This window comes from Cryobacterium sp. Hz7 (assembly GCF_004402815.1).
GTDB lineage: Bacteria > Actinomycetota > Actinomycetes > Actinomycetales > Microbacteriaceae > Cryobacterium > Cryobacterium sandaracinum.
Genome location: NZ_SOFB01000011.1, coordinates 49,459 through 73,193, shown reverse-complemented (window position 1 = coordinate 73,193; position 23,735 = coordinate 49,459). Strand labels below are relative to the sequence as shown.

Genomic DNA, 23,735 nt, shown 5'->3' with positions numbered 1-23,735 from the left:
CTCACTGAACGGACCGCGCGTCAGCGCCGCTGGGATCGGTCTCGATCAGGTCTGCCTCGGCGGCAGACACCTGCGCCTGGAACAGGCCGGTGTTCAGCCCGACGGGGGCCTGGTCTGACTCAAGCACGGCAGCGGACTGTGACCGGGTGATGGCGTCCATCACGGTTTGAACGTCGATGACGCCCTTGAACATGTCGCGGCGGCCCGTGACGAGCGCGGCTCCGGCGCTCGAGACGAGCATCGTGTCGAGCGCGTCATTGAGCGTAGCCCGCTTGCCGACGAGCGGAAGTTTCGGGTCGGGAACGTCGCTGATGACCTCGAGGCGGCCGAGCTGGCGCGCGGAGAGCCACTGGATGGGTCGGCGACGCTCATCAACGATGACCGCGTGGCCGTGGCCGGTCTCGACGACGCGGGCCAGCACATCCGCTGCCCGTTCACCGGGTTTGCCCACGACGGCGTCGCTGAGGCTGACCTCCGCCACCCGGGTCAGGGTGAGCTGTTTGAGGCCGGCGCCGGACCCGATGAAGTTTTCGACGAACTCGTTGGCCGGGTCGCCGAGGATGCGTTCCGGAGTGTCGTACTGCACGAGCTGGGCACCCTCGTTGAAGATGGCGATCCAGTCGCCGAGCTTGACGGCCTCGTCGAAGTCGTGGGTCACGCAGACGATGGTCTTCTGCAATTCTTCCTGGATGTTGATCAGTTCGTCCTGCAGGCGCAGTCGGGTGATCGGGTCGACGGCGCCGAAGGGCTCGTCCATCAGAAGCACGGGCGGGTCGGCCGCGAGGGCGCGCGCCACGCCGACGCGTTGCTGCTGGCCGCCGGAGAGCTCCTTGGGGTATCGGTCGCGGTAAAGCGCCGGGTCGAGGGAAACAAGCTCGAGAAGCTCGTCGACGCGGGCCGCGATGCGGGCCTTGTCCCAGCCGAGCATCTTCGGCACGATGCCGATATTGGTGGCGACTGTCATGTGCGGGAAAAGTCCTCCGGCCTGAATGACATAGCCGATGCCTCGGCGCAGGGTGTCGCCGTTCATGTCGGTGACGTCGTCGCCATCGACGACGATGCGACCCTCGGTCGGTTCGATAAGCCGGTTGATCATCTTGAGTGTCGTGGTCTTGCCGCAGCCCGAGGGACCGACGAGCATCACGATCTTGCCGGCCGGGATCTCCATGGTGAGACCGTCGACGGCGGGGCGCGCCTGGCCGGGGAACCGCTTGGTGACGTGGTCCAACAGGATGCTTGCACCGGTGATGCCGGTGGGGGTGACGGATTCTTCGGTGCTGCTGGATTCAGCAGGGTTGGATGCAATGTACTCAGACACGGATACCTCGAGGTGTGGTCAGGCGGCCGAGGCCGACGAGAAGGAGATCAAGAATAAGGGCGAGCACGACAACGCCGATGACGCCCGTCAGCACTGACTCGAGGGAGTTGGCGCCGCCGAGTCGGGATAGGCCGGAGAAGATGAATCCACCCAGGCCCGGGCCGAGGGAGTATGCGGCGATCGCGGCGACACCCATGACCATCTGAGCGGATACCCGAACGCCCGTGAGGATGATCGGCCAGGCGATCGGCAGTTCCACCTGCAGGAGCGTGCGAAACCGGCTCATGCCGATGCCGCGGGCGGATTCCACGATCGATGGAGCGATACCCGACAGGCCCACGACCGCGTTCCGCAAAATGGGCAGCGTGGCGAAGAACGCCACCACGACGACGGCCGGAAGGACACCGAAGCCGAGCGGCGCGATGAGCAGTCCGATGAAGGCAAACGACGGGATGGTCAGGCCGATGGCCGACACCGAGTTGGCGATCCCGGTGAGCGCGGAACTGCGGTAGACGAGCGAAGCCAGCACGACGGCAATGACTGTCGCCAGGATCAGGCATTGAACGACAAGGCTGAAATGCTGCCAACTGCTGAATAGGATCTGCTCATACTGATCCCCTAGAAAGTCCAACACATCAAAACCTCTTCGAGTCGAGAACACACTGATTCACCGCCACCGGCACGGGCGCAATGGGAGGCGCGGATGCCGAACTGGATGGGGACGCAGGCTGTGAGCCTTCGGTGAGGGTTGCTGAGCATTCTCGCACGGCCACCCCCCTATTGCCGCAGCGAGATATAACGGACCGGTGTGCGCCTGACTGGCCGACTGGATGCTCCTCTAGGGTGTGAACACCGTTTACGTCAGGAAGCAGCTGAATGAATTTCGATCTCGCAGGCAAGACCGCCCTCGTCACCGGCGCCAGCTCGGGCATCGGCAGTCACTTCGCCCGAGCCTTCGCCGCGACGGGGACGAACCTCATTCTGGTGGCCCGCCGAACCGAGAAATTGGAGGCTCTCGCATCCGAATTGCGCAAGCAGAACGGGATCGACGTCCACGTCATTTCGCAGGACCTGAGCGAGCCCGGTGCGGCCGCCGCGGTCGAGCACCAACTCCTCGACCAGCAGATCACCGTTGATGTTCTCGTGAACAACGCCGGCTTTGGAACCAATGCGCGCCTGGTCGACGAAGACCGAGCCCGCCTTCACGCGGAAATCGCTCTGAACGTCAGCACGCTGGTCGACCTGACGGCTGCCTTCCTGCCGGGCATGGTGGCCCGAGACTCGGGCATTATCGTGAACATCGCCAGCACCTCGGCGTACCAGCCCGTGCCCGGAATGGCGGTCTATGCAGCCACGAAGGCGTTCGTCCTGTCGTTCACCGAGGCCGTCTGGGGCGAGACCCACAACACCGGAGTGCGGGTTTTCGCGGTGAGTCCGGGGTCCACCGACACTGAGTTTTTCGACATCGCCGGTTCGCAGTCACCCGGCAAGCGAGTGCCGGCCTCGAATGTCGTCGACGTGACCCTGGCTGCCATCAGCGCCAGAAAATCGGTGCCGTCCGTGATTGTCGGTGCGCGCAACAGAATCACCGCATCGCTCGTCACGTTCATCCCACGCAGAACGGTGATCACACTTGCCGGTTCGATCTTCCTTCCCCGGGGCTAGCCGATCGGTCTGTGGCTTTCCGAAGGTCAGGTCCAGTGCCAGGTCGAGAGCAAATTCGGCCAGGGCACCATCGGCCGGCTTTCGCCTCGCGGGGCACTTCTGACGCCGCCGCGGTGAAGTGAGCGACCGGGCGCGCGTCGTGACCTCGAGGTCGACGGCAACCCCGCATCCCGCTTTTCGTTCTGACCAGACATAGGCATTTCAGTAACCGAAATGGCGTTCCACGCAGTCGGGACTAGAGCAGCGGTCCGCGCCGCGCCGATAGCCCGGCGAAGAGGGCGTGCAACAGCGGGAACGCGGACACGGCTACGAGCACCGTTCCGAGCACGACATCTTCGGCACGAAGCAGAATGCCGCCGATCAGCAGAGCGGCGAAGAGGATTGCCGAGACGATCTGACGTGCGGTTCGCTCGATGATGACCAAGCGACGCTCGATCCGGGGAGTCTGCACCGAGACGGTACCGTCGTCGAATCGCGTCGTGAGGCTGTCGAGCCGCTGGGGAAGCCGCGCGATGATGGCCGCAACCGACGCCACTTGCTTTGCGGTCGCCTGCACCACGTTCCCGCCCTCGGCGCGGATCAATTGGGCGGAATATGGCTCGACGGAATTCCAGATATTGAAGGCGGGGTCGAGCGAACTGCACATTCCCGAGGTCAGCGACATCGCGCGCACGATGAGCAGAAAGTTCTCCGGAAGCTGAAACGGCAGCGAGCGCACCACATCACCGAACTCGATGGCGAAGGCGCGGAACTCGCGCGGGTCGACATCCTGCAACTCGGCGAAACCCATCCCGCCGAAACGGGCGAACAGCTTCGTCATCGCGCGCTCGAGTTCGGCGGTATCAGCGGACGGCAGGAGCACACCCACTTCGCGGATGCCGTCCACCATCCCCTTTCCGTCCCGTGACGCGGCGGCGATGAGCAGATTCACCAGGCCCCGACGCAGGACATCGGGCACGTCGCCCATCATCCCGAAGTCGATGAAGGTGAACTTCCAGGCCCGGCCGTGGTCCGCTCCGGGTACACCGGCGGCGAGCGGCGTGACGAAGATGTTTCCGGGGTGCGGGTCGGCGTGGAAGTAGCCATTGACGAAGAGCTGGTCGAACATGACCGCCGCGAAGTCCTCGGCAACTTCTGACGGGTCGATTCCGGCTGCCCTCAGCCCGTCGACGTCGTTGATCTTGATCGCGGTCACGTCTTGGAGGGTCAGCACGCGCCGCGTGGTGCGCTCCCACACCAATTCGGGAACGCTGACCCGGGGGTCGTCTGCGAAGTTCCGCTCGAACCGTTCGGCGCTTGCCGCCTCGTGCAGGTAGTCGATCTCCTCAAGACTCGTGAACGCGAACTCCTCGACCAGGGCGGGCATGTCGACGCGATCCGAAACGAGACGCACGTGGCTGAGCCAGCGGGCAACACGTCGGAGAGCGCCGAGGTCGACCTCGACGATCTCGCTGATGCCCGGCCGCTGAATCTTGACGACGACGTCGAGCAGACCGGTCTCGGCGGCATCGAGTTCCGACAGCCGAGCGCGGTGCACCTGACCGAGGGATGCTGCGGCCAGCGGCGAGGGATCGATGTAAGAGAACGCACGCTCGAGCGTCACACCCAGCTCGGCTTCAGCGACGGCCTGGATCGCCGGAAAGGGCACCGGCGGAACCTCGTCTTGCAGACCTTCGAGCTCTTTCGTGATCTCCGGCGGCAGCACGTCGAGGCGCGACGACATGAACTGGCCGACCTTGATCATGAGGCCACCCAGGTCGACCGCGAGCACGTGGAAGCGCTGCGCGATGTGCTGCAGTCGCGCCGATCTGCTTCGTGCCGCGACCCGCGCGAGCCCGACCCGCGGGAGAAGGACCTCGTAACACCACGTCTGCGCCAAATACAGGGCGGCGAACCGCAAAATCCGGCGGTAGCGGGCACGCAAGTCCGCGACGTCGGTCATCTGATCTCCGTGATGCCGACGTGCTGAGGGCACTCGGTCAGTCCTGGGCGAGGATGGCGTACAGCTTGCGACGCGCCTCATCCAGGATGGCGACAGCCTGCTTCACCTGCTCCGGGTTGCCGGATCGCGCGACCTGCGCGGCGGCCTGAGCCAGGTCGATGCCGGCCTTGGGCAGCGCGGCCGCCCGCCCGGTGTCCCGAGCGCTCTGGGCCTCCCACGGGGCCGGCTGGTCGGCCATGGCATCCGCTACCCCGCGGCCTTCGTCCGTGAGCGAGTAGGTCTTGCGACCGTTGGACTCCTCGGCGTTGATGAGGCCCTCGTCCGCAAGCAGCTGAAGCGTGGGATACACCGAGCCGGGGCTCGGCTTCCAGGCGCCATTGCTGCGTTCCTCGATCTCATGAATGATCTGGTATCCGTGCATCGGCTTCTCGGCGAGCAGCGCAAGCACCGCCGCACGCACGTTCCCGCGTGCCATTCTCGGACCGGCCTTGCGGTCGAACTGTCCGCGCAGCTGCTCCATGGCATCCCACATTCCGCTGGGCCAGCCCTCACCAGCACCGCCCCGGCGTGCCCTGAACCCGTCACCCATAAATGAACCACTCATGATGTCCTCCTCAGCGCCGAAGCCATCCGGCTCGACGATAGTTAACGATATATCGTTCGCGACGTGATGGCGAAACCAGAATCAATCTTCTTTCCACCGTCTGGGAGGCGCCTGTGCCCACCCTGCCGCGCGGTAATGTTGACCCCATTGCCGTCGCCCTGCACCAGGACGACGCCCCTGAATCCGAGGAGAACCAGATGTCCGTCGGCCTGCTCGCCGTTGTCGATGACATACTCACCGCCGCTCTCAAAGCTAGCGCGAAGACCGCAGGCGTCGTGATCGACGATGCGGCCGTCACGCCTCAGTACGTTCAGGGACTGTCACCGGCGCGCGAGCTTCCCATCGTGTGGCGGATCGCTCTCGGTAGCCTGTTCAACAAATTCGTCATCATCATCCCGCTCGCACTACTCCTCTCCGCCTTTGCGCCGTGGGTGTTGCCGTGGCTGCTGATCATCGGCGGTACCTATCTGTGTTTCGAGGGTGCGGAGAAAGTCACCGAGTGGTTCGGAGTTCATCACGGCACTGACAACACTGAGATGCGAGATGAGCGAAAGCTCGTCTTCGGTGCTATTCGCACCGACCTCATCCTCAGCACAGAGATCATGCTCATCGCACTGGCGGGTCTCGATCCCGATTTTGGCATCTGGATGACGCTCGGCGCCTTGGTCGTGATCGGCCTGGGGATGACGGCGCTCGTCTACGGTGCGGTCGCCCTGCTGGTCAAGATCGACGACATCGGGCTGACGCTGATGAAGAACCCGGTACGACGGGTCAGACGCACCGGCGCGCGCATTGTGCGATCGATGCCGGCCGTGTTCCGAGTGATCAGCGTCATCGGCACGGTCGCCATGTTGTGGGTAGGAGGCCACCTGGTGATCGTGAACCTGAACGACACGATCTGGAGCGTTCCCTACGACGTTCTGCACGCCGTGACGCAGGCGGTCGAACCTGCCGGACCTATCATTGTCTGGGTCACCGACACCGCGATGTCGCTCGTTTTCGGGCTCATTCTCGGCCTGATCATTGTCGCGGCCCTGTCCGGGATCTCGCGCCTTCGCAAGCAGAATCGGTCCCACCGCGTAACGGCCTGACCCCGTCGCCGGCTGGCAAGCCGCAATCAGCATGAAACGAGGATGTCCCGGTGCAGTTCTCCCTGTGGGTGGCCCTTGTCGGCGCGGGCACCCTGATCAGCTTCACGCCCGGTGCGGGGGCGATCAACACCATGAGCAACGCTCTCAACGCGGGCTTTCGCCGCTCCATCTGGGGAATCCTCGGCCAGCAGGCCGCGCTTCTCATCCACATCGTGATCGTGGCACTCGGTGTCGGTCTGCTCGTGGCCGGTTCTCCGATCGCCTTCAACGTTATTCGCTACGCGGGTGCCGCCTACCTCGTCTACCTGGGCATCCGTCAGTTTCTGGCCAAGCCGGAACTCGATGGCGAGCGCACCCGGGCCCTGAGCGATGAGCCCCGCTGGTCGATGTTCCGACGCGGGCTGTGGGTGAACATGCTCAACCCCAAAGCGATCGTGTTCTTCCTTGCGTTCCTGCCTCAGTTCATCCGGGTGGACAGGCCGATGCCGACCCAGTATCTGATCGTCGCGGCCACCGTCGTTGCGATCGACATTCTGGTGATGTGGTTCTTCTTCGCCGGAACAGCGCATTCATTCGCGCGATTCACCCGCGACGATCACGGCCAGCGCGTGTTGAACCGCGTCTTCGGTGTGCTCTTCGTGGCTGTCGGCGTGCTGCTCGCGGTCCTCCACTGAGGAATCCAAACCACCGGTTGAAGGTGTTTTTCGCAGCCGGGTGAGCAGCCGAAAAATCACATACCAAGACCACTAGGCTGTTCGAAGATCGTCCCATTGGCACCTCGGACGTGATCGAGCGCAAGGAGCACAGATGACGCCTGCCGTGGACGCCGACCTCGTGATACTAGGTGGTGGACTCGCCGGTCTCACGCTGGCCGCCCGGCTGGCCCGAGTACGTTCCGGTTTGCGCGTCGTGGTGCTGGAACCCCGCACGGCCTATCAGGACGACCGCAGCTGGTGCTTCTGGCGACCGGAACAGCACGACCTGTCACACCTGGTCTCACGAAGCTGGAAGACCTGGACCTTTTCGGATGCGGCGGGCCTCACCGTTCGGCATCGGGTACCCGGGCTGGCCTACCAGTACATTCGGGGCAGCGATTTCTACGCGAGCGCGCAGGCCGACATCGCCGAGTCTGCGAACGTCGACCTGCGCCTCGGCGTGCACGCCGAGACGGTCGACGCAGTCCCCGGCGGCGTTAGGGTTGAGACGAACGCGGGCCCCCTACTAGCCCGTCAGGTGGTTGACACCCGACCACGGGCCGCCGAGTCGATGCTGTACCAGAGCTTCGTGGGCTTCGAACTGGAGCGTGAGCATCCGTTGCCGTTCGAGCTCGGCGAGGTCACGCTGATGGGGTCGCTCGACGCCGACGCTGAGGGTTTGAGCTTTGTGTACGCCCTGCCGCTCGGCCGGAACCGCGCGATCGTGGAGTGGACCCGCTTCGGCACGGCGCCGATAGAGCGGGAGCGCCTGGTCGGCGAGCTCGACGAGGTACTCACCGGGCTCGGCCTGGCCGACGCCCGCCGGGTGCGCACCGAGGGTGGCGTGCTGGCCATGGGTCTGGGCCGGCAGACGGCGTCGCCGATCCCCGGGGTCGTGCACGCCGGCAATGCCGGCGGGGCGCTGCGGGCTGCCTCGGGCTACGGGTTCCTGCGCATTCAGCGCTGGGCTCAACTCTGCACGGAGAGCCTGCTCGCTGGCCAGGGGGCGGTGGGCCACCCAGACGAACCTCGGGCGAGGCGCGCCTTCGATCGCATCTTTCTGCAGGCCGTTCGGGCGCATCCGGAACGCACCGCGGAGTATTTTTTCGCCCTCGCCCGCGGCGTTGCCCCCGCCGCGCTGGTGCGCTTTCTCAGCGACGGCGCCCGACCCACGGACTACGCACGCATCATCGCGAGCCTGCCGTGGACCCCTTTTCTTGCCCAGGTGGCCGCGCCTGCGGCGTTCAGCCCGGCACAGACCCTGCCGGCCACCAGACCGACGCCGACCACAGAAACCAGCGTGCAGCGATGACCGATCAGACCACTCCTCCCCGTAGCGAGGCCGCCCGCGTCACGCCGCGGCGGCGGCGCGTGCCCGCCGAGACGGTGGTGTTCTCCAGCCTGGCCCTGGTCATTCTGGCCGTGGTCGGACTGGGCATTCCCATGCCCTCGCCCACGGTTCAAATCGTGCTGCTGGGCATCCTCGCCGGTGTGCTGGGCCTGCCCCACGGCGCTCTCGATCCACTGATCGCGCGCCGGGCTGGGCTGTGGCGCACTCCGCTGGGCTTCGCCGGGTTCAACGCGGTCTACATTCTGGTCGTGGTCGGCGTGGTGCTGCTCTGGCTGGTCGCGCCCGTGCTGAGCCTGGTCGCGTTTTTGCTCGTGTCGGCGCTGCACTTCGGCTCCGATTGGAATGCGGACCGGTCGGTCGGGCTGCGTTTTCTCGCCGGATTCGGGCTGCTCACCGTGCCGGCGCTGTCGCATCCTGACCAGGTCAGAGCAATCTACGTGGTGCTGTCCGGTGACGGAGGCGCAGTCGTGGCCAGCGTGCAGGAGTGGCTCGGGCCGATCGCCGTGGCAGGTCTGATGATCGCTGCCCTGGTCGCCCTGCGACACCGGCCGAGCGAGAGCGTTGAGATCGTGCTCGCCACAGTGCTCGGCCTGGCCACAGAACCGCTGGTCTTCTTCGTGCTGTATTTCTGCGCACTGCACAGTTTTCGGCACTTGAAGGGAGGATTCCAGGAGGAGCGGGGCGGCGGACGGCAGACGGCCCTCCTGGTCGTGGTCTACACCGTGGTCCCCCTCCTCGCGGTAGCGGTCTTCCTCGTCGCGTTCGGCCCCGGCGGCGTTCTCAGCGAGCAGATCCTGCAGCTGGTGTTCATCGGTCTGGCAGGGCTCACCGTGCCGCACATGATGGTGGTGACCTACGAAATTCGTCAGCGACGAGCAGCTGGTGCGGTTCTGCTGTGACATCTCCTGCCCGTGCCGAGCGGAACTGTGGTCAGCACTGCGTCGCCCACCAGGGTGATGCCCCCATTCGAGGAGGTCCAGATCTCGGTCGGCTTGCTCGCCGTAGTCGATGACGTACTTACCGCCTCCCCCACGGCGAGTGCTAAGACCGCAGGAATCATCATCGACGACGCGGCCGTCACCCCACAGTACGTTCGGGTTTTCACACCGGCACGCGAACTCCACGCTGTCAGGCAGATCGCACTCGGCAGCCTATTCAACAACTTCATCATCATCCCGCTCGCACTGCTCCTTTCCGCATTCGCACCATGGGTGTTGCCGTGGCTGCCGATCATCGGCGGCACCTATTTCTGCTTCGAGGGTGCGGAGAAAGTCACCGAATGGTTCGGCGCCCACCATGAGGCTGACGACACTGAACCGCGGGATGAGCGAAAACTCGTCTTCGGCCCTACTCGCACCGACCTGATCCTCAGCACAGAGATCATGCTCATCGCACTGGCGGGTCTCGATCCCGATTTCGGGACCGGTTTGACGCTCGGCGCCCTGGCGGTGATCGGCCTCGGCGCGCGCATCGTGCGGTCAATGCCGGCCGTGTTCCGGCTCATTCTGGGCCTGAGCATTGTCGCGATCTTTTCCGGAGTGTCGCACTTTCTGGAACGGAATCGGACAGACCGCGTAGCGGCCTGACGAGAGCCTCGTGGGCGTCGGCGTGCTGCTCGCCGTCATACACTAAGAATCTGAGGATGCTTCTGCGTCTACCCGGGCTGCGAACTCCTCCATGCCTGTGGCGATGTTCTCTTGTCGAGAGTCGTCATCTTCGGGGTTGTCAGGAGCGTCATACGGCCAAGACATGTACACGTTGGGGTCGATCACGAGGAACGCGGCCAGCGAGCTGCTCGGGATCGCTTCATAGTCGCGCACCTGCTCGTCTGACTGGTCCATGCCCATCCAGGCGATACCCGTGTTTTCTGGCAGGACAACCCAGCCTTGACCGCGGAACACCTCGGCGAGATCTGGTGGGACGCTGGCATGCACCTGAGCGAAACCGCGGGTGGTGAGGGCCGGTGCGAGAGTATTGAGGAGTTCCCGGCACACCTGCGCGGATCCACCGGTGATCAGCAGCTCGAAGACGGCGGTGCCGTGATCGCTGACGATTGCATCGTCGATGTCATCGTCGGTGGAGTCTTCGTCGAGCTGATTTTCGTCAACGTAGCTGTCCGGTTCGGTGACAAGAGCGCCGAGAAGCCGGCCGTCATCGGTTTCGGCGACGAGGGCCAAAGCCATGGACTCAATTTGGAGTTCGATGGTGTCGTCGAAATAGATCTCAGGCGCGTCATCGACTTCGGCCTGCGGGTGTTCAGCGAACAACGCGACGAAAGCGGTCCGATGCTTCTTATTGAGGCGTCGGACTCGGAAGCTCAGTTTCTCGCTCATGCTTGAGCCTCTCGACGATGTTCTGCGTGCTGTCATGCTCCGGTATCGGAACAATCGAATTTATCATGCGGGCCAGAGCAACATTGGCACTCCGCTCCACACCCCCGCTCGTCCTGACGCTCATCGTCAGGGGAGCATACTTCCGCTTCTATTTCTTGATCTCGTGCCGAGACGAAGAGTTTACGCATGGCGCCAAGGTAGCCCGCTGCCAATGAACGTGGCTACTGTGGCGAGACGTTCGTCTTGCGACCCGAGCGGGGCGAGAAAAACAGAATCGAGACCGATCATGGGAAAACTCGACGGCAGGATCGCGCTGGTGACAGGCGGTTCCGTGGGCATGGGTGCGGCGGATGCGACGCTGCTGGCAGCAGAGGGAGCCCGGGTCATCGTGGCCGACATAGCCGATGACGCCGGCCAGGCGCTGGCGGATTCGATTGGCGGCGTCTACCGACACCTCGACGTGGCAGACGAGGCGCAGTGGAAGCAGGTGGTGGCCGACGTCGACTCCACCGTCGGTCACATTGACATCCTCATCAACAACGCCGGAATCGTCGCATTCACGCCTGTTGCCACTACAGAGTTGGAGGAGTGGAACCGCGTCATCGGCATCAATCTGACCGGAGTCTTTCTGGGCATCCGCTCGGTCGCTGAATCAATGAAAGCTGCCGGCGGAGGCGTCATCGTCAACGTGTCGTCCACCGCGGGAATCATGGGCTACTCCAACCTGAGCGCCTACGTTGCCAGCAAGTGGGGAGTGCGCGGACTTACAAAAGCCGCGGCCCTGGATCTCGGCGCTGACAACATCCGCGTAGTCTCGGTGCACCCTGGCGGCATCCGTACACCGATGACCGCGGGTATGGAAAGTTTGGAGATGTACGCGGGGCAGCCGATCCCGCGCATTGGCGAGCCTGAGGAGGTGGCGAAGCTGATTCTGTACCTGGTCGCCGACGCAACCTACTCCACGGGCACCGAATTCATCGCCGACGGCGGTGCGACGGTTGGGCAAGTCCTGAACGTGTGAGCGTCAGGTCGCCGGTTTCGACCCCTGCGGAGTGACGACCACCTTGCCGAACGCACGCCCTTGTCAGAGGGCAGGGACGCCCATCCGGCGCCCGGTCAGCAGGCCAAGCGCAACGCCGATAGTCGCGACCCCAGAAGCGTGGGCACTGCTCCGCCAACGCAGAAATAGCGGCCGTCCGGAGCAAGCGCCTACCGTGACTGAATAGTCCAACTCGACGATTTGCTGCTTCAGTCGCCTTGTCTCGGCCTGCGCGTCAGAAGCCGTTTCCGAAAGGATGGCACAACACGGTCGGGCAGATGATGGGATTTCGATGGGAAGTTTCTTTGGGATTTTCCATCTTCTCGGTATTGCGGTTTGCTCTCCGTGCCGCTTGGATGCTGGAGATGAACGGTTCTCATGTCCCGAGTCAATGACGCGCCGGTTGTGGCGGTTCCCGTCTCCCGCGCGACAGGGGTTATGGTCGCGGTGCTCCGCGTCGGTGTTGCACTGATGTGGATCCAGAATGTCGCCTGGAAGATCCCTCCGGACTTCGGCCGAGCACAGGAGAACGGACTTTACTTCTGGGCGAGCCAGGCGATCGCCCATCCTGTTCTACCGCCCTACTCCTCACTCGTCGAAGCCGTCATCCTGCCCAATATCGAGGTCTTCGGGTGGTTCACCCTCCTCGTCGAAGGCGGACTCGGGGCTTTTCTGCTCATCGGCCTCGCCACGCGTTTCTGGGCTGTCGTCGGCATCGGCCAGACCCTGGCAATCACGCTTTCAGTACTTTTCGCCCCGAACGAATGGCACTGGTCGTACTATCTCATGGCGCTCGCTCACCTCGCGATCTTCGCGACCGCAGCTGGGCGAAGCTATGGAATCGACGGTGTCCTTCGCCAGCAGTGGGTGCAATCCTCAGGGCGCGCGGCCCGACTGATGATGAGGCTGTCATGAGGCGATCACCAGCCGGCTCGAGCGCCTTCGACCGCGCTAGCGTCCTTCTCGGCCTGGCCTCACTTGTGTTTGCGGGCTTCGTGTTCGGCGCCCAGCTTCCGACCGAATTCGACTTCGTGCACATCGGGGCAACTGGTGCTGTCGTTCTACTTGTGAGTGGCACACTCGCCATCGCCGGCGGTGCCACTCGGCGCCCCGCGCTCTACGCTGCCGCCGGTGTTCTGCTGACCGTCGCCGCGCTCGTGCAACTCGCAGGGCTCGCGGCGTCTTTCAGGCCGCTGGGGGGCGACGCCTCTACCATGGCGGTCACCGGTGGTCTCGGCCTCGGGCTTCTCATGCTCGCCCGCGCTGTCCGTTCGCTTATTCGCACCCACGATTCCGACGAAAGGTAAGCCGTAATGGACCTGAATTCACGCGTTCAGCCCGTGCTCGACGTTGCACGAACTCACGCCCACGCAGTAGATGCGGATGGGCGTTTTCCACATGAGGCCATCGCGGCCCTGCGCGAGTCCGGTTTGCTCGGACTCACTCTGCCCACTGAGGTTGGTGGTCTTGGTGCGGGGCCACGCGAGCTTGTCGAGGTCATCAGCCAGCTTGCGGGAGCGTGCGGGTCGACCTCCATGATCTATCTGATGCATGTGAGCGCTTCCATGCCCGTCGCAGCCGCACCGCCAGCGGGGATGCCCGCACTCCTCGAGGATCTCGCCAGTGGTCGCTCTCTTGCCTCCCTCGCGTTCTCTGAAGCGGGTTCCCGCTCACACTTCTGGACTCCGGTGTCGCGCGCGACCTCGACGTCAGACGGAATGCATATTTCGGCGAAAAAGAGTTGGGTGACCTCCGCAGGCCACGCGGATGTCTACATCATCTCTACCGGGACTGCGGATGCCGAGACCGTCGACCTGTTCGCGGTCCCGGCAGATAGCCCGGGGCTCAGCGTTGACCGGCCGTGGAGCGGTATGGGATTGCGTGGGAACTCCTCGAGCCCGATGACCATCGACATGGATTCTTCCGAGGGATTCCGTCTCGGGACGGCCGGTAGCGGATTCGGGCTCATGATGAGTTCTGTTTTGCCGTGGTTCAATCTCGGCAACTCGGCTGTGTCTATCGGGCTCAGCCGTGCGGCCGTCGACGCAGCGGTGAGGCATACGGTGGGAACCCGGCTGGAGCATCTCGACCAAAGCCTGTCAGCGCTACCGACAATTCGGGCGCAGTTGGCGAAGATGTCAATCGATCTCGCGAATGCGAGCGCGTACCTTGATCGGGCCGCTGGTCGCGTGGCTGACCCGCAGGAGGATACCCCCCTATTCGTGCTCGGCAGCAAGGCATCATCGAACGATGCCGCACTGCGAATTACGGATGCCGCGATGCGCGTCTGCGGCGGTGCGGCGTTCTCGGAGCACCTGCAAATAGATCGGTACTTTCGCGATGCCCGCGCGGGCCACGTGATGGCTCCGACATCCGATGTGCTCTATGAGTTCTACGGCAGGGCGATCACTGGCCGCCCACTTTTCGACGCCCCGGAAACCGTCGCGGCACCCGCCGCCCAAACTCGTGACACTGCCTCTACGGGTGCTGCAGCGTGAGTGCGCCCCTGATCATCGGCTCCGTTGCGTACTCTCCCAATGTCGTACCCATCTGGGAAGGGATGCGAGACTGCTTCGCCGAGACCTCAACGCCGATCGACTTCATGCTGTTCTCAAATTATGCGAGTCTGGTGGACTCCCTCATCACGGGAACAATCGATCTCGCGTGGAATACCAACCTGGCCTGGGTGCGCACTGTCGCCCAGACGGATGGAGCATGCCGTGCACTCGCGTCCCGGGATACGGACCTTGTGTTCCAGACGGTGTTCGTCGCCCGAGCAGGCAGCGGTTTCACCGGGCTGGAGAGTCTTCGTGGACGTCGACTTGCCCTGGGGTCACGCGATTCAGCGCAAGCCGCCATCCTTCCCGTGCATTTCCTGCGTGAGGCGGGGATCGGCGAAACGGATGTCGATCTCACTCGCATCAATAGCGATGTCGGGAAACACGGTGATACGGGCAGGAGCGAACTCGACGCCCTTCGCGCGGTGCTCGAGGATCGGGCGGATGCTGCGGCGATCGGCATCAACACGTGGCAAGCGATCGGTCGCGGTGAGCTCCTCCCCGGCGCGTTCGAGTCCTTCTGGATCTCCCCCGAGTACAGCCACTGCACCTTCACCGCCATGCCGTCGCTGACGATCGACCGGTCGGACGAGTGGGTGGCAAACCTATTCGCGATGGACTGGGAGAACCTCGAACATCAGCGAATCCTCGAGATGGAAGGCCTGCGGGCGTGGGTGTCGCCGAAACTTGACGGGTATGCCTCGCTCATCGCGGCCGTGCGGGAACAGAAAGTATCGGACCGATGGTGACCGCGAGCCCTCCGGTAGGCGCGGGCCTGCTCCTCGACCTGGTCGAGAACGTGAGCCGGGTGGCAACAGGCCGTACGGCTTCTGTCGACTTCGGGACATGCGATCGGGAGGCCGCCCTGGAACTCATCTCAGCGTGGTGCCTTTCGAGTGGGAATGAGATCGTCAGCATGGTGGGGTCGGCCATCACCGTGCTCCACGGCCGCTCGCCCGACCCGCTCGCCGGGCTCGATCCCGGTCAGCTCCCAGGATCCCGGGTCTGGGTATACACCAATTTCGATTGCAATCTGGCTTGCGACTATTGCTGCGTTCGGTCGTCTCCGAAGGCAGAGCGGAGAGCCATCGGAATGGATCGAGTCCGGCAGATCGCGCACGAGGCTGCAGATGCCGACGTCAAAGAGCTCATCCTCACCGGCGGAGAGCCGTTCTTGCTGAATGACCTCGACGAGTTGGTCAATGCCTGCACGAACAAACTGCCCACGACGTTGCTCACCAACGGCATGCTTTTTCACGGCAGGAGGCGCGAGCGCCTGCGTCGAATGGACCGCTCCCAGCTCGTGCTGCAGATCAGTCTCGACTCTGCCACATCCGAGATCCATGACAGCCACCGCGGCTCCGGGTCCTGGGCCAGGGCCGTCGCGGGCATCCAAATCGCACACGACGAGGGATTTCGAGTCAAGGTCGCAGCCACTTTGCCGGCCGACCAGATGCACGAACTCGCGCCGTTTCACGCCTTTCTCGATACTCTCGGTATCCTGCGGGACGACCAGGTAATCCGCGCACTCGCCCACCGCGGAGTCGCTGAATCCGGCATAGAACTGACCGTTGACTCGCTCATACCCGAGGTGACGATCACCGCCGACGGCGTTTACTGGCATCCCGTTGCCGCCGACCACGACGACCAATTCGTAACGGGAAACATCTTCCCGCTTGCAGATGCGATCGCTGAAGTGACCCGCCGATTCATCGCGCATCGCCGTTCCGCCAACGCAATCTCGGAATGGTTCCCCTGCGCGTGACCGTATCGGCTCGGCGAGCATCCGCGTGGTCTCGGTTCACCCGGGCGGCGAATTCAGGTGGTGTGTGCAACACCGGTTTGATTTGTTCGATTCGAGATTGGTGTGGCGAGGACTTCTGCGGGCGTTCGGTAGCCGTGGCGTGTGCGGGGCCGGCGGTTGAGCTCGGCGGCAACGTTCTCGAGGATCCCGGACCCTCCGGCCTCTGGTGAGACCCTCCGGCCTCTGCGGTCGCTGTGTTGCCCGCCCTTACCGCAACGCGGTGGCAACTTCCAAGCGCAACGATCCACGACCTTGAACGTAGAGTGCCTGGTAGATCGTCTCGTGTGACACCTGTATCTCCAGATTCTCCGTATGCTCGACTTTCAGTCGACCCGCAACCTGTTCCGGGCTGAACCGATCGGTGAGCATCACGGTGACCTGTTCCCGTAACGCTAATCCGTCCAGCTTCCGGGCTCTTGGCCGCCGAGCCCTTGCCCAGGTCTGCTCCTGCGCGAGCGAGGGCACGTAGCGGCCGGCGACCTGGTTGCTGGTCACCTCCCGACTGATCGTCGACGGCGCCCGGCCCAGTGCCGCTGCGATGCGACGCACCCCGTGACCCCGGGCGAGCTGGAATCCGATCTCTTCTCGAACTCGCAACGATCAAAGTCCGACACGGGCGACACTGAAATCCTGAACCGGTGATGGCAGCACCTTCTGATGCTCGCTTAACCACCGATACCCAGTAGGACGCGATACCCCCTCCCAAAGCCCCGTCTTTCCGGTCCATCTTTCCAGTACAGAGGATGTCCATTCTCCCTGGAAAAGCTAGCCCCAGCGCCACGAGTGGCCTACCTTGGGGACGAGCGGAATGCCCCGGAGGCCAATTCGCTACCGCCGTATGTCGGCGGGCACCGCTATCGAGTAAGGAAGCTCACCGTGGCATACAACGTCGCCCAGAAACTCATCGCGTCGCACCTGGTCTCCGGGGAGATGGTGCCGGGGACCGAAATCGGCCTGCACATCGACCAGACCCTCACCCAGGACGCGACCGGGACCCTGGTCATGCTGGAGTTGGAGGCGCTGGGACTGGATCGCGCGCGCACGGATGTTTCCGTGCAGTACGTCGACCACAACCTGTTGCAGGCCGACAGCAAGAACGCGGAGGACCACGACTTTCTCCGCTCCGCCTGCCAACGGTTCGGCCTGTGGTTCTCGAAGGCCGGGAACGGGGTGTCGCACCCCACGCATATGCAGCGGTTCGGCATCCCCGGAAAGACGATGGTCGGCTCCGACAGCCACACCCCGGCCGCCGGCTCGCTGGGGATGCTGGCCATCGGCGTCGGCGGCACCGAGGTGGCCCTGGCCATAGCCGGCGAGCCCTTGTACATCAGGATGCCCGAAATCTGGGGCGTGAAGCTCACCGGACAACTGCCGCCGTGGACCAGTGCCAAAGACGTCATCCTCGAAATGCTGCGCCGGCACGGCGTCAAGGGCGGCGTCAACCGGATCATCGAATACTACGGCCCCGGCCTCGCCACCCTGACCGCGATGGATCGGCACGTGATCGCCAATATGGGCGCCGAACTGGGCGCGACCACCACCGTTTTCCCGGCCGACGCTCAGGTGCAAACCTTCCTGCGCGCCGAACAGCGCGAGCAGGATTTCACCGAACTGCTCGCGGACGAAGATGCAACCTACGACGTGACCGGGGAGATCGATTTGGCTTCTATCGTGCCGTTGATCGCGCTTCCCAGCTCGCCCGGCAACGTCGTGCCGGTGCGCGAAGTGGCGGGGCGCCCGGTGGGACAGGTCGTGATCGGGTCGTCCGCGAATCCGGGCCTGCGCGATTTCGCGATCGTGGCCGCGATCACGAAGGGGCGGCAGTCATTCCCCGGCCTGTCCCTCGACGTCAATCCCAGCTCCCGGCAGATTCTGCAGGACCTGACCATCATGGGGGCCACCCTGGATCTGATCGGGGCGGGGGCTCGACTGCATCAGTCCGGCTGTATGGGCTGCATCGGCATGGGCCAGGCCCCAGCGAATGGCAGCATCAGCCTGCGCACGATGCCGCGCAACTTTCCCGGCCGCTCGGGCACCCAGGAAGACTCGGTCTACTTATGTTCGCCGGAGACGGGGGCCGCCGCCGCGCTGACGGGACAGATCACCGATCCGCGGGACCTGCCCGGGCTCTTCGGCTTGGAATATCCCCAGATCACACTTCCGGCGGTGTCGCGCGTGAACCTGGCGATGCTCGAGAAGCCCTTACCGCCGGAGGAATCCATAGCGGTGCACCTGGTCAAGGGCGAAAACATCTCCTCGTTGCCGGTCTTCGGACCGCTCTCCGAGCACATCGAGGCACCTGTCGCCCTGATCGTGGGCGATGACATTTCGACGGATGAGATCCTGCCGGCGGGTGCGCGCGTGCTCCCTTTCCGCAGCAACGTCCCCAAGCTCGCCGAATTCACCTTCGACCAAGTCGACCCGACCTACCCGACTCGCGCTGCCCAAACCCGAGATACGACCGGCCACATGATCGTCGCCGGTGCCAACTATGGGCAGGGCTCCTCTAGGGAGCACGCCGCGATCACCCCGCGCTTCCTAGGATTAAGGGTGGTGCTGGCGGTCTCGTTCGCACGCATCCACTGGCAGAACCTGGCCAACTTCGGCGCACTGGCGCTCCAGTTCGCGGATGCGGCCGATCACGATCGCATCGCGCAGGATGACGTGCTCGTGCTCGACGGGATTCGTGAGGCGCTCTCGAACGGAACGGAGATCCTCGTGCGCAACATAACCCGTGATGAGATCTACTCCGTGCGCCACGAACTCTCGACCCGGCAGATCGAGATGCTCCTCGTCGGTGGCCTCATCCCGTGGCTGCGCACCCGGAGCGCGCGCGGAGCCGCCGTTCCTGAGGAAACCAAATAGGCCCGCGCAGTGTCATTTTGCGGCAAATTTTCATTCTGTGACGGTAACCGCCCCCAGTGCCCGACCGATCTCAATATCGCATGTGACGGTGAATACCAGACCAGCCACGAGGGCGCGTCCGTCGCCGGTGATGCCGGCCGGGGACAGTCGCTCATCGTCTGGGCCTTCACTGAAGGTCGCGCCGCAGCAGCAGCCGTCGATCGTTTCTTGGAGGTGAGACGCAGCTGCCCTCCCCAAGCCAACGGACCACCCCTTCGCCATCTAATTGACCTTCAACCCAACCGCGGCACTATGCGCCTAGACCGCGCGGAAAACGGAGATCAACAAGCATGAGATCCTCGAAAATCAGCAGACTCCACGCGCTGGCAGCGTGGCCGGCTGGGAACTGAGAACGGGCGGCACCGACCAGCCACGCGCGGCAATCACAGCACCGTTGACACGCGCACAGCGGTAGCGGAGCATGAGGGAAATGGAAGTTGAGAACGACATGCAAAAGAAGTCGCTCACCGCACTCGTGCGCCACCATCTCAATCACGCACGGGACGCATCCAGCGGTCGCAGCGCGGAGACCGTTTACGGCGGCCACGTGCACGTCCTCCGGCAAACGCTGATCGCGCTCCGTGCCGGGCGACGCCTTGGAGAACACGACAACCTGGCTGAAGCAACCGTGCAGGTCCTCGAGGGGCGGGTCAATCTCACCTCGGGTGGCGCATCGTGGTCTGGATGGCGCGGGGACCTGATCACGATGCCGCCGGGCCGCAACTCGCTGGAGGCTGTCGAAGACGCGGTCATCCTGCTCACCGTGGCGAAGCTCATCGCTCCGGCGCGGCGTCCTCCGCCGATTGCACTCGGCAAGCCGACGGCAGATGGGGGCCGTGACGGGACGACCGAGGGGACGGACACCATCGTGCTCGACGCCCGCACCATCCCGCACGCCATCCGGCACGCGGCCGTCTTCGGCGCGCTCGACGCCGTTGTGCCGGGGTTCGCCCTAGACGTGATCGAACCGCACGACCCCCAACGGATGCTGGCGGAACTTCAGCAGAGCCAGCCAAACACTTTCGACGTGAGCTACATCGAACGAGGCCCGGAGCTCTGGCGGGTGCGTTTCAGCCGCGCTTAACCGACAGAGCCGACCGGTGAATTCGGGGAAGTTGTTGGTGGCCAGGAGGCGTTCGATCTCTTGGCGGCCGTCATCGCGCCAAGTGATTCCGTTCCACTCCAAATATTTCCTCACCTTGGCCGCCAGAATCGTCAACAGTACGCGGCACGCTGAGGAGCAACCAAACCACCTGCATTTCCAGTCAGGAGAACCGAATTCCCGTGGAGTAAACGCGATGGGGAGACCATCCCTGCGGATGATCTCACCGGAAACCGTGTGAATAGCGACTAGCTGAAGGAATCTCCACAGGCGCAACTGCTGCCCGCGTTCAACAGTGGAGACCCAGGCAGATCAGTCACCAGCTGCGGATCGATTTCCCGGGACAGCCCGAGATGGACGTCGTGCACGAAAGTATCTATCGGGCTCTGTATTCGCCGCACGCAAACGGGCTGTCCCGGGGAATGGCCCGTCACCTCCGAACCGGGCGCCGCGGGCGTCCGACCCACCGTCACACGGCGAAACGGCGTTCGAGGTTCTCCGGCCCGCTGCTGGGCGAGCGCCCCGTTGAGGTCGACACCCGACTGGTTCCCGGCCATTCGGAAGGCTCCCTGATCCCAGGTCGTCGAACGGCGCAGCCTGCGTCGCGACGGCCACCGACAGCCCCGCGTCCACCCCCTCCCAAAGCGACAAACGAACGCTCAAAGGCGACAACGGTCGAGCCATCAACAACACCCCACAGAACTCAGTGTGTTGCGCTCACCACCTGAACTCGCCGACGACCTCATTGGCGTGATGTCCACCTTGCGGACGGCACGCCCTTCTCGGGTCATCATTGTCGACGTAGCGTAGGCGGGTAATTCCCGGCGGCACGGCCGACAAGCTGCACGACCCCCTCGTGCAATTAGTCGCGTCGCTGGCCGCCAGGGTTACCTGCATCTGGGGTCAGGAAGACGATGTGGAGCGCTCCTGCTTATGGGAGGACATGCCCAGCGGTCGTGAAGAGGCGGTACCACTCCTCACGGCTGAGCGGAATTTCGGACCCTGCGGCAGACTCCACCACTCGCGCGGGCTTGGTCGTCCCCAGGACCACCTGAATGTTGGCCGGGTGCCTGGTGATCCAGGCGACCGCGATCCCCGTCGGCGTGACCCCGTGGGCGGCGGCGATGTCATCGAGGGCGTCATTGAGCGGGCCGTAATTCTCCCGGTCGCCCACGAACACGCCGTCGAAGATGCCGCTCTGGAACGGCGACCAGGCCTGCAGGGTGATGTCGTTCAGTCTGCTGTACTCGAGGAGCCCGTTGTCGCGGTCAATCGACTGGTCCAGCCCTGCCATGTTGGCAGCAACTCCCTGCGCGATCAACGGCGCGTGGGTGATGCTCAGCTGCACCTGGTTGAAGGCCAGCGGCTGGTTGACCGAACGCTTCAGCAGTTCGATCACCCCGGGCGTCTGGTTGGAGACACCAAAGTTGCGCACCTTTCCCGCGGCGTGCAGCGCGTCGAACGCCGCAGCAACATCCTCGGGCTCGACCAGAGTGTCCGGACGGTGCAGCAGCAAGATATCCAGGTAGTCGATGTTCAGCGCCGCGAGAGACTCGTCGACCGAGCGGAGGATGTGCTCCTTGGAGAAATCGAAAAAGCCCTGACGGATGCCGACCTTTGACTGAATGATGACCGCCTCACGCTCTGCGTCCGTGAACGTGACCGCGTCACCGAACCGCTTTTCGCAGCCGTGCGCGCCACCGTAGATATCGGCGTGATCAAAGAAATTGATGCCGGCATCCCGCGCGGTGCCGACGAGAGCGCGGATCTCCTCATCGTCCATGTCCGAGATCCTCATCATCCCGAGAATGACATTGGATGCCTGCAGATTCGTACGTGGAGGGTTGTATATCTTCATCAGACCATCCTGCCCTACTTCGAATTTCTGCCAGCTCGCGCTCAAAGACTGTTGGAGAGTTTTCGCGCGCCACACTTACGTGGTCAGCCGGTGGCCGCGATCGGAAAACCAAAAATGAAGGGGAAGCCTTGGACCGAGTGCATTTTGCTCCGGCGGGTGGGGTGGCGACTGGCACCGGTAAAGGGTCAGAGCGAAGTTCGGGATTCACCAAAGGTCTCGGGAACTCTTGATTTTTTTCGCGACTCGACGCCCGAATGGAGCCAGATACCCGTGTGATCAGCCTCGCCGAAAGCGCCGAATCGTCCACCATAGACTCCGTCGACGCAGCCCTGCACCTCATCCTCTCGCCCAACACGGGCCGGCACCACATCGTCAAGAACCGCGCTACCAACTACGTGGGCTGGCGCTGTTATCACGTGCATACCTAGAAGTGCTACTGGCCACACGTGAACGACTCCTGGCGGCCACACCTCTGCTGATGCTTCTGCAGATTGTTCTACTTCCCATCTACCTGCTGCTGTTCGCCGGCCCGAACACCTCTCGATGATCGATATCGAGCCGTTCCTCGGGGCGTTCCTCGTCTTGCTCGTGATTTCCCTGTTGGTTGCGGTCACGGTTCAATGGGTTGGCCGTCGGCACCGGTTCGGCCGGGCAATCGAAGCTGAGCAGATCCCAGATCGCGGCGGTGGGCACCCGGATTGCCTCGCTTCTGCTGGTGGTGGTGCTGTACATCGCGTTCCCGGTCATCATGGTCGTCGTCGGGTTGTCAGCGAATCGACTCGCACGCCTGGACGTGCCGGCGACTCGTGCGCTCGTCTTCAGCGGGTCCGTCCGCAATTCCCTGGTGGTGCTCCCTCTGGCACTTGCGCTACCGGAGTCCTTGTCCGTGGCCGCACTGGCCGTGGTGACCCAGACCCTCGTGGAGCTGGTCGGCATGGTGATCCATGTGCGTCTCGTACCTCGGCTCACCGGGCGTGCACGCCGTCTGTCGGGCCGGTGACGGCCGCGTCACGTCTACTCCAGGCACGGCCCGTCGCGGAGGTGGACCCGTGCGCCCCAATCATCGATCGCGTGCCACAGCCCGTTCGGCTCTGCCACCCGGTCGATGTCGGTGCGGGCGTTCCAGAACGGTCCACCCTCCACGATCAGGCACTGCCCCGCATCAACCCGCACCTCACTCACAGTCCCGAACAGCAGCACCCGCTCCCTCGGTTGCACCGTCACGGTGCCCACGTCGGCTGTGCCACCTGCCGCCTGAATGTCCATCGGGATCTGTCCGGCGTTGCGCAGCGTTCCGCAGCCGGGGACGGGTCCCCCGCAGGTGTTCGACCCGGGGATGACGAGCGAGACGGCGAGCACACCGGCCACGGCCAGCAGCGGCAGCCCGAACAGGGCGAACGTTCGGCCTCGGTGGCCCCGGGCCGTGCCCGGGTCACGGGCACGGACCGCTGTGCGGTCCCGATCAGCCATC

25 protein-coding genes and 2 pseudogenes are annotated in these 23,735 nt (G+C 64.0%); 17 read left to right on the top strand and 10 right to left on the bottom strand.

Annotated features, from left to right (window positions below; all coding sequences use genetic code 11):
• Window position 1: 1 nt before the first annotated feature.
• Together E3N86_RS02380 and E3N86_RS02375 are read right to left on the bottom strand one after the other, a co-directional pair.
• Complete coding sequence (locus E3N86_RS02380) at window positions 2–1,249, bottom strand: ATP-binding cassette domain-containing protein (protein ID WP_104101723.1); 1,248 nt, start codon at window positions 1,247–1,249, stop codon at window positions 2–4.
• 61 nt (window positions 1,250–1,310) lie between these two features.
• A complete protein-coding gene (locus E3N86_RS02375; protein WP_104101578.1) occupies window positions 1,311–1,952 on the bottom strand; it encodes an ABC transporter permease in 642 nt (213 codons plus the stop codon).
• 242 nt (window positions 1,953–2,194) lie between these two features.
• On the opposite strand from E3N86_RS02375, the gene E3N86_RS02370 reads away from it, so the two are divergent.
• Entirely contained in the window at window positions 2,195–2,983 is a 789-nt protein-coding gene (locus tag E3N86_RS02370) for an SDR family oxidoreductase (RefSeq protein ID WP_134373460.1), read from the top strand.
• A 235-nt stretch (window positions 2,984–3,218) separates the two neighbouring features.
• On the opposite strand, the gene E3N86_RS02365 is transcribed toward E3N86_RS02370, so the two are convergent.
• On the bottom strand, window positions 3,219–4,925 hold the full coding sequence (locus tag E3N86_RS02365) for an AarF/ABC1/UbiB kinase family protein (protein ID WP_134511252.1): 1,707 nt from the start codon (window positions 4,923–4,925) through the stop codon (window positions 3,219–3,221).
• Window positions 4,926–4,962: 37 nt separating this feature from the next.
• The gene (locus tag E3N86_RS02360; protein WP_104101585.1) at window positions 4,963–5,529 is read right to left on the bottom strand and encodes a PadR family transcriptional regulator; all 567 of its coding nucleotides are present in this window, start codon (window positions 5,527–5,529) and stop codon (window positions 4,963–4,965) included.
• A gap of 197 nt (window positions 5,530–5,726) precedes the next feature.
• Between E3N86_RS02360 and E3N86_RS02355 the strand changes: the two genes are divergently transcribed.
• The 5 genes from E3N86_RS02355 to E3N86_RS02335 all read left to right on the top strand — a co-directional run bounded on the left by E3N86_RS02355 (window position 5,727) and on the right by E3N86_RS02335 (window position 10,252).
• Window positions 5,727–6,620: a DUF808 domain-containing protein gene (locus E3N86_RS02355; protein ID WP_134511282.1), complete on the top strand. Its 894-nt coding sequence runs from the start codon at window positions 5,727–5,729 to the stop codon at window positions 6,618–6,620.
• 50 nt (window positions 6,621–6,670) lie between these two features.
• The gene (locus tag E3N86_RS02350) at window positions 6,671–7,294 is read left to right on the top strand and encodes a LysE family transporter (RefSeq protein ID WP_104101588.1); all 624 of its coding nucleotides are present in this window, start codon (window positions 6,671–6,673) and stop codon (window positions 7,292–7,294) included.
• A 133-nt stretch (window positions 7,295–7,427) separates the two neighbouring features.
• Window positions 7,428–8,627: a lycopene cyclase family protein gene (locus E3N86_RS02345; RefSeq protein ID WP_134511251.1), complete on the top strand. Its 1,200-nt coding sequence runs from the start codon at window positions 7,428–7,430 to the stop codon at window positions 8,625–8,627.
• Entirely contained in the window at window positions 8,624–9,565 is a 942-nt protein-coding gene (locus E3N86_RS02340; RefSeq protein WP_104101593.1) for a Brp/Blh family beta-carotene 15,15'-dioxygenase, read from the top strand. Before E3N86_RS02345 ends, E3N86_RS02340 begins: the two co-directional genes overlap by 4 nt.
• A gap of 57 nt (window positions 9,566–9,622) precedes the next feature.
• A complete protein-coding gene (locus E3N86_RS02335) occupies window positions 9,623–10,252 on the top strand; it encodes a DUF808 family protein (RefSeq protein WP_241985921.1) in 630 nt (209 codons plus the stop codon).
• Window positions 10,253–10,294: 42 nt separating this feature from the next.
• On the opposite strand, the gene E3N86_RS02330 is transcribed toward E3N86_RS02335, so the two are convergent.
• Window positions 10,295–10,999, bottom strand: coding sequence for a hypothetical protein (locus E3N86_RS02330; protein ID WP_134341958.1), 705 nt, complete (start codon window positions 10,997–10,999; stop codon window positions 10,295–10,297).
• 286 nt (window positions 11,000–11,285) lie between these two features.
• Between E3N86_RS02330 and E3N86_RS02325 the strand changes: the two genes are divergently transcribed.
• The 6 genes from E3N86_RS02325 to E3N86_RS02300 all read left to right on the top strand — a co-directional run bounded on the left by E3N86_RS02325 (window position 11,286) and on the right by E3N86_RS02300 (window position 16,361).
• On the top strand, window positions 11,286–12,020 hold the full coding sequence (locus E3N86_RS02325) for an SDR family oxidoreductase (RefSeq protein ID WP_104101598.1): 735 nt from the start codon (window positions 11,286–11,288) through the stop codon (window positions 12,018–12,020).
• Window positions 12,021–12,416: 396 nt separating this feature from the next.
• A complete protein-coding gene (locus E3N86_RS02320) occupies window positions 12,417–12,953 on the top strand; it encodes a DoxX family protein (RefSeq protein ID WP_134341957.1) in 537 nt (178 codons plus the stop codon).
• Window positions 12,950–13,345, top strand: coding sequence for a hypothetical protein (locus tag E3N86_RS02315; RefSeq protein ID WP_104101606.1), 396 nt, complete (start codon window positions 12,950–12,952; stop codon window positions 13,343–13,345). The genes E3N86_RS02320 and E3N86_RS02315 overlap by 4 nt, the downstream gene beginning before the upstream one ends.
• Before the next feature lie 33 nt (window positions 13,346–13,378).
• Entirely contained in the window at window positions 13,379–14,536 is a 1,158-nt protein-coding gene (locus tag E3N86_RS02310; RefSeq protein ID WP_206751003.1) for an acyl-CoA dehydrogenase family protein, read from the top strand.
• Window positions 14,533–15,345 (top strand): phosphate/phosphite/phosphonate ABC transporter substrate-binding protein, encoded by an 813-nt coding sequence (locus tag E3N86_RS02305; RefSeq protein WP_134511250.1) that lies wholly within the window; start codon window positions 14,533–14,535, stop codon window positions 15,343–15,345. Before E3N86_RS02310 ends, E3N86_RS02305 begins: the two co-directional genes overlap by 4 nt.
• 50 nt (window positions 15,346–15,395) lie before the next feature.
• On the top strand, window positions 15,396–16,361 hold the full coding sequence (locus tag E3N86_RS02300) for a radical SAM protein (protein ID WP_206751002.1): 966 nt from the start codon (window positions 15,396–15,398) through the stop codon (window positions 16,359–16,361).
• A 246-nt stretch (window positions 16,362–16,607) separates the two neighbouring features.
• Here E3N86_RS02300 and E3N86_RS02295 read toward each other — a convergent pair whose 3' ends face one another.
• Window positions 16,608–16,895: a hypothetical protein gene (locus E3N86_RS02295; protein ID WP_241980717.1), complete on the bottom strand. Its 288-nt coding sequence runs from the start codon at window positions 16,893–16,895 to the stop codon at window positions 16,608–16,610.
• 6 nt (window positions 16,896–16,901) lie between these two features.
• Window positions 16,902–16,997, bottom strand: a pseudogene (locus tag E3N86_RS17755) (helix-turn-helix domain-containing protein); the annotation flags it as partial.
• 279 nt (window positions 16,998–17,276) lie between these two features.
• Between E3N86_RS17755 and E3N86_RS02290 the strand changes: the two are divergent.
• From E3N86_RS02290 to E3N86_RS17750, 3 genes and pseudogenes are all read left to right on the top strand, one after another.
• Entirely contained in the window at window positions 17,277–19,265 is a 1,989-nt protein-coding gene (locus E3N86_RS02290) for an aconitate hydratase (RefSeq protein ID WP_134511248.1), read from the top strand.
• A gap of 72 nt (window positions 19,266–19,337) precedes the next feature.
• Window positions 19,338–19,534: pseudogene (gene gltD / locus E3N86_RS17220) on the top strand (glutamate synthase); the annotation flags it as partial.
• 200 nt (window positions 19,535–19,734) lie between these two features.
• Complete coding sequence (locus tag E3N86_RS17750; RefSeq protein ID WP_134511247.1) at window positions 19,735–20,388, top strand: DUF2249 domain-containing protein; 654 nt, start codon at window positions 19,735–19,737, stop codon at window positions 20,386–20,388.
• Window positions 20,389–21,337: 949 nt separating this feature from the next.
• Here the strand turns inward: E3N86_RS17750 and E3N86_RS02275 are convergent.
• On the bottom strand, window positions 21,338–22,264 hold the full coding sequence (locus E3N86_RS02275; protein WP_104171202.1) for an aldo/keto reductase family oxidoreductase: 927 nt from the start codon (window positions 22,262–22,264) through the stop codon (window positions 21,338–21,340).
• Window positions 22,265–22,518: 254 nt separating this feature from the next.
• On the opposite strand from E3N86_RS02275, the gene E3N86_RS16645 reads away from it, so the two are divergent.
• Window positions 22,519–22,692, top strand: a complete 174-nt coding sequence (locus tag E3N86_RS16645; RefSeq protein ID WP_166784978.1) for a hypothetical protein — start codon at window positions 22,519–22,521, stop codon at window positions 22,690–22,692.
• A 79-nt stretch (window positions 22,693–22,771) separates the two neighbouring features.
• On the opposite strand, the gene E3N86_RS02270 is transcribed toward E3N86_RS16645, so the two are convergent.
• Window positions 22,772–22,957 (bottom strand): hypothetical protein, encoded by a 186-nt coding sequence (locus tag E3N86_RS02270; protein ID WP_134511246.1) that lies wholly within the window; start codon window positions 22,955–22,957, stop codon window positions 22,772–22,774.
• Here E3N86_RS02270 and E3N86_RS02265 point away from each other — a divergent pair.
• Complete coding sequence (locus tag E3N86_RS02265) at window positions 22,950–23,264, top strand: hypothetical protein (RefSeq protein WP_198412861.1); 315 nt, start codon at window positions 22,950–22,952, stop codon at window positions 23,262–23,264. The genes E3N86_RS02270 and E3N86_RS02265 overlap by 8 nt on opposite strands.
• A gap of 14 nt (window positions 23,265–23,278) precedes the next feature.
• Here E3N86_RS02265 and E3N86_RS02260 read toward each other — a convergent pair whose 3' ends face one another.
• Complete coding sequence (locus tag E3N86_RS02260) at window positions 23,279–23,734, bottom strand: hypothetical protein (protein WP_134373442.1); 456 nt, start codon at window positions 23,732–23,734, stop codon at window positions 23,279–23,281.
• Between the last annotated feature and the right edge of the window lies 1 nt (window position 23,735).

What these genes read in the sequence shown, in the direction of transcription:
- E3N86_RS02315 (WP_104101606.1), top strand. Translation starts at nt 12,950, where the DNA reads ATGAGGCGATCACCAGCCGGCTCGAGCGCCTTCGACCGCGCTAGCGTC.
- E3N86_RS16645 (WP_166784978.1), top strand. Translation starts at nt 22,519, where the DNA reads ATGGAGCCAGATACCCGTGTGATCAGCCTCGCCGAAAGCGCCGAATCG.
- E3N86_RS02260 (WP_134373442.1), bottom strand. Translation starts at nt 23,734, where the DNA reads ATGGCTGATCGGGACCGCACAGCGGTCCGTGCCCGTGACCCGGGCACG.
- E3N86_RS02275 (WP_104171202.1), bottom strand. Translation starts at nt 22,264, where the DNA reads ATGAAGATATACAACCCTCCACGTACGAATCTGCAGGCATCCAATGTC.
- E3N86_RS02335 (WP_241985921.1), top strand. Translation starts at nt 9,623, where the DNA reads ATGCCCCCATTCGAGGAGGTCCAGATCTCGGTCGGCTTGCTCGCCGTA.
- E3N86_RS02355 (WP_134511282.1), top strand. Translation starts at nt 5,727, where the DNA reads ATGTCCGTCGGCCTGCTCGCCGTTGTCGATGACATACTCACCGCCGCT.
- E3N86_RS02345 (WP_134511251.1), top strand. Translation starts at nt 7,428, where the DNA reads ATGACGCCTGCCGTGGACGCCGACCTCGTGATACTAGGTGGTGGACTC.
- E3N86_RS02365 (WP_134511252.1), bottom strand. Translation starts at nt 4,925, where the DNA reads ATGACCGACGTCGCGGACTTGCGTGCCCGCTACCGCCGGATTTTGCGG.
- E3N86_RS02330 (WP_134341958.1), bottom strand. Translation starts at nt 10,999, where the DNA reads ATGAGCGAGAAACTGAGCTTCCGAGTCCGACGCCTCAATAAGAAGCAT.
- E3N86_RS02340 (WP_104101593.1), top strand. Translation starts at nt 8,624, where the DNA reads ATGACCGATCAGACCACTCCTCCCCGTAGCGAGGCCGCCCGCGTCACG.
- E3N86_RS02320 (WP_134341957.1), top strand. Translation starts at nt 12,417, where the DNA reads ATGTCCCGAGTCAATGACGCGCCGGTTGTGGCGGTTCCCGTCTCCCGC.
- E3N86_RS02360 (WP_104101585.1), bottom strand. Translation starts at nt 5,529, where the DNA reads ATGAGTGGTTCATTTATGGGTGACGGGTTCAGGGCACGCCGGGGCGGT.
- E3N86_RS17750 (WP_134511247.1), top strand. Translation starts at nt 19,735, where the DNA reads ATGGAAGTTGAGAACGACATGCAAAAGAAGTCGCTCACCGCACTCGTG.
- E3N86_RS02370 (WP_134373460.1), top strand. Translation starts at nt 2,195, where the DNA reads ATGAATTTCGATCTCGCAGGCAAGACCGCCCTCGTCACCGGCGCCAGC.
- E3N86_RS02325 (WP_104101598.1), top strand. Translation starts at nt 11,286, where the DNA reads ATGGGAAAACTCGACGGCAGGATCGCGCTGGTGACAGGCGGTTCCGTG.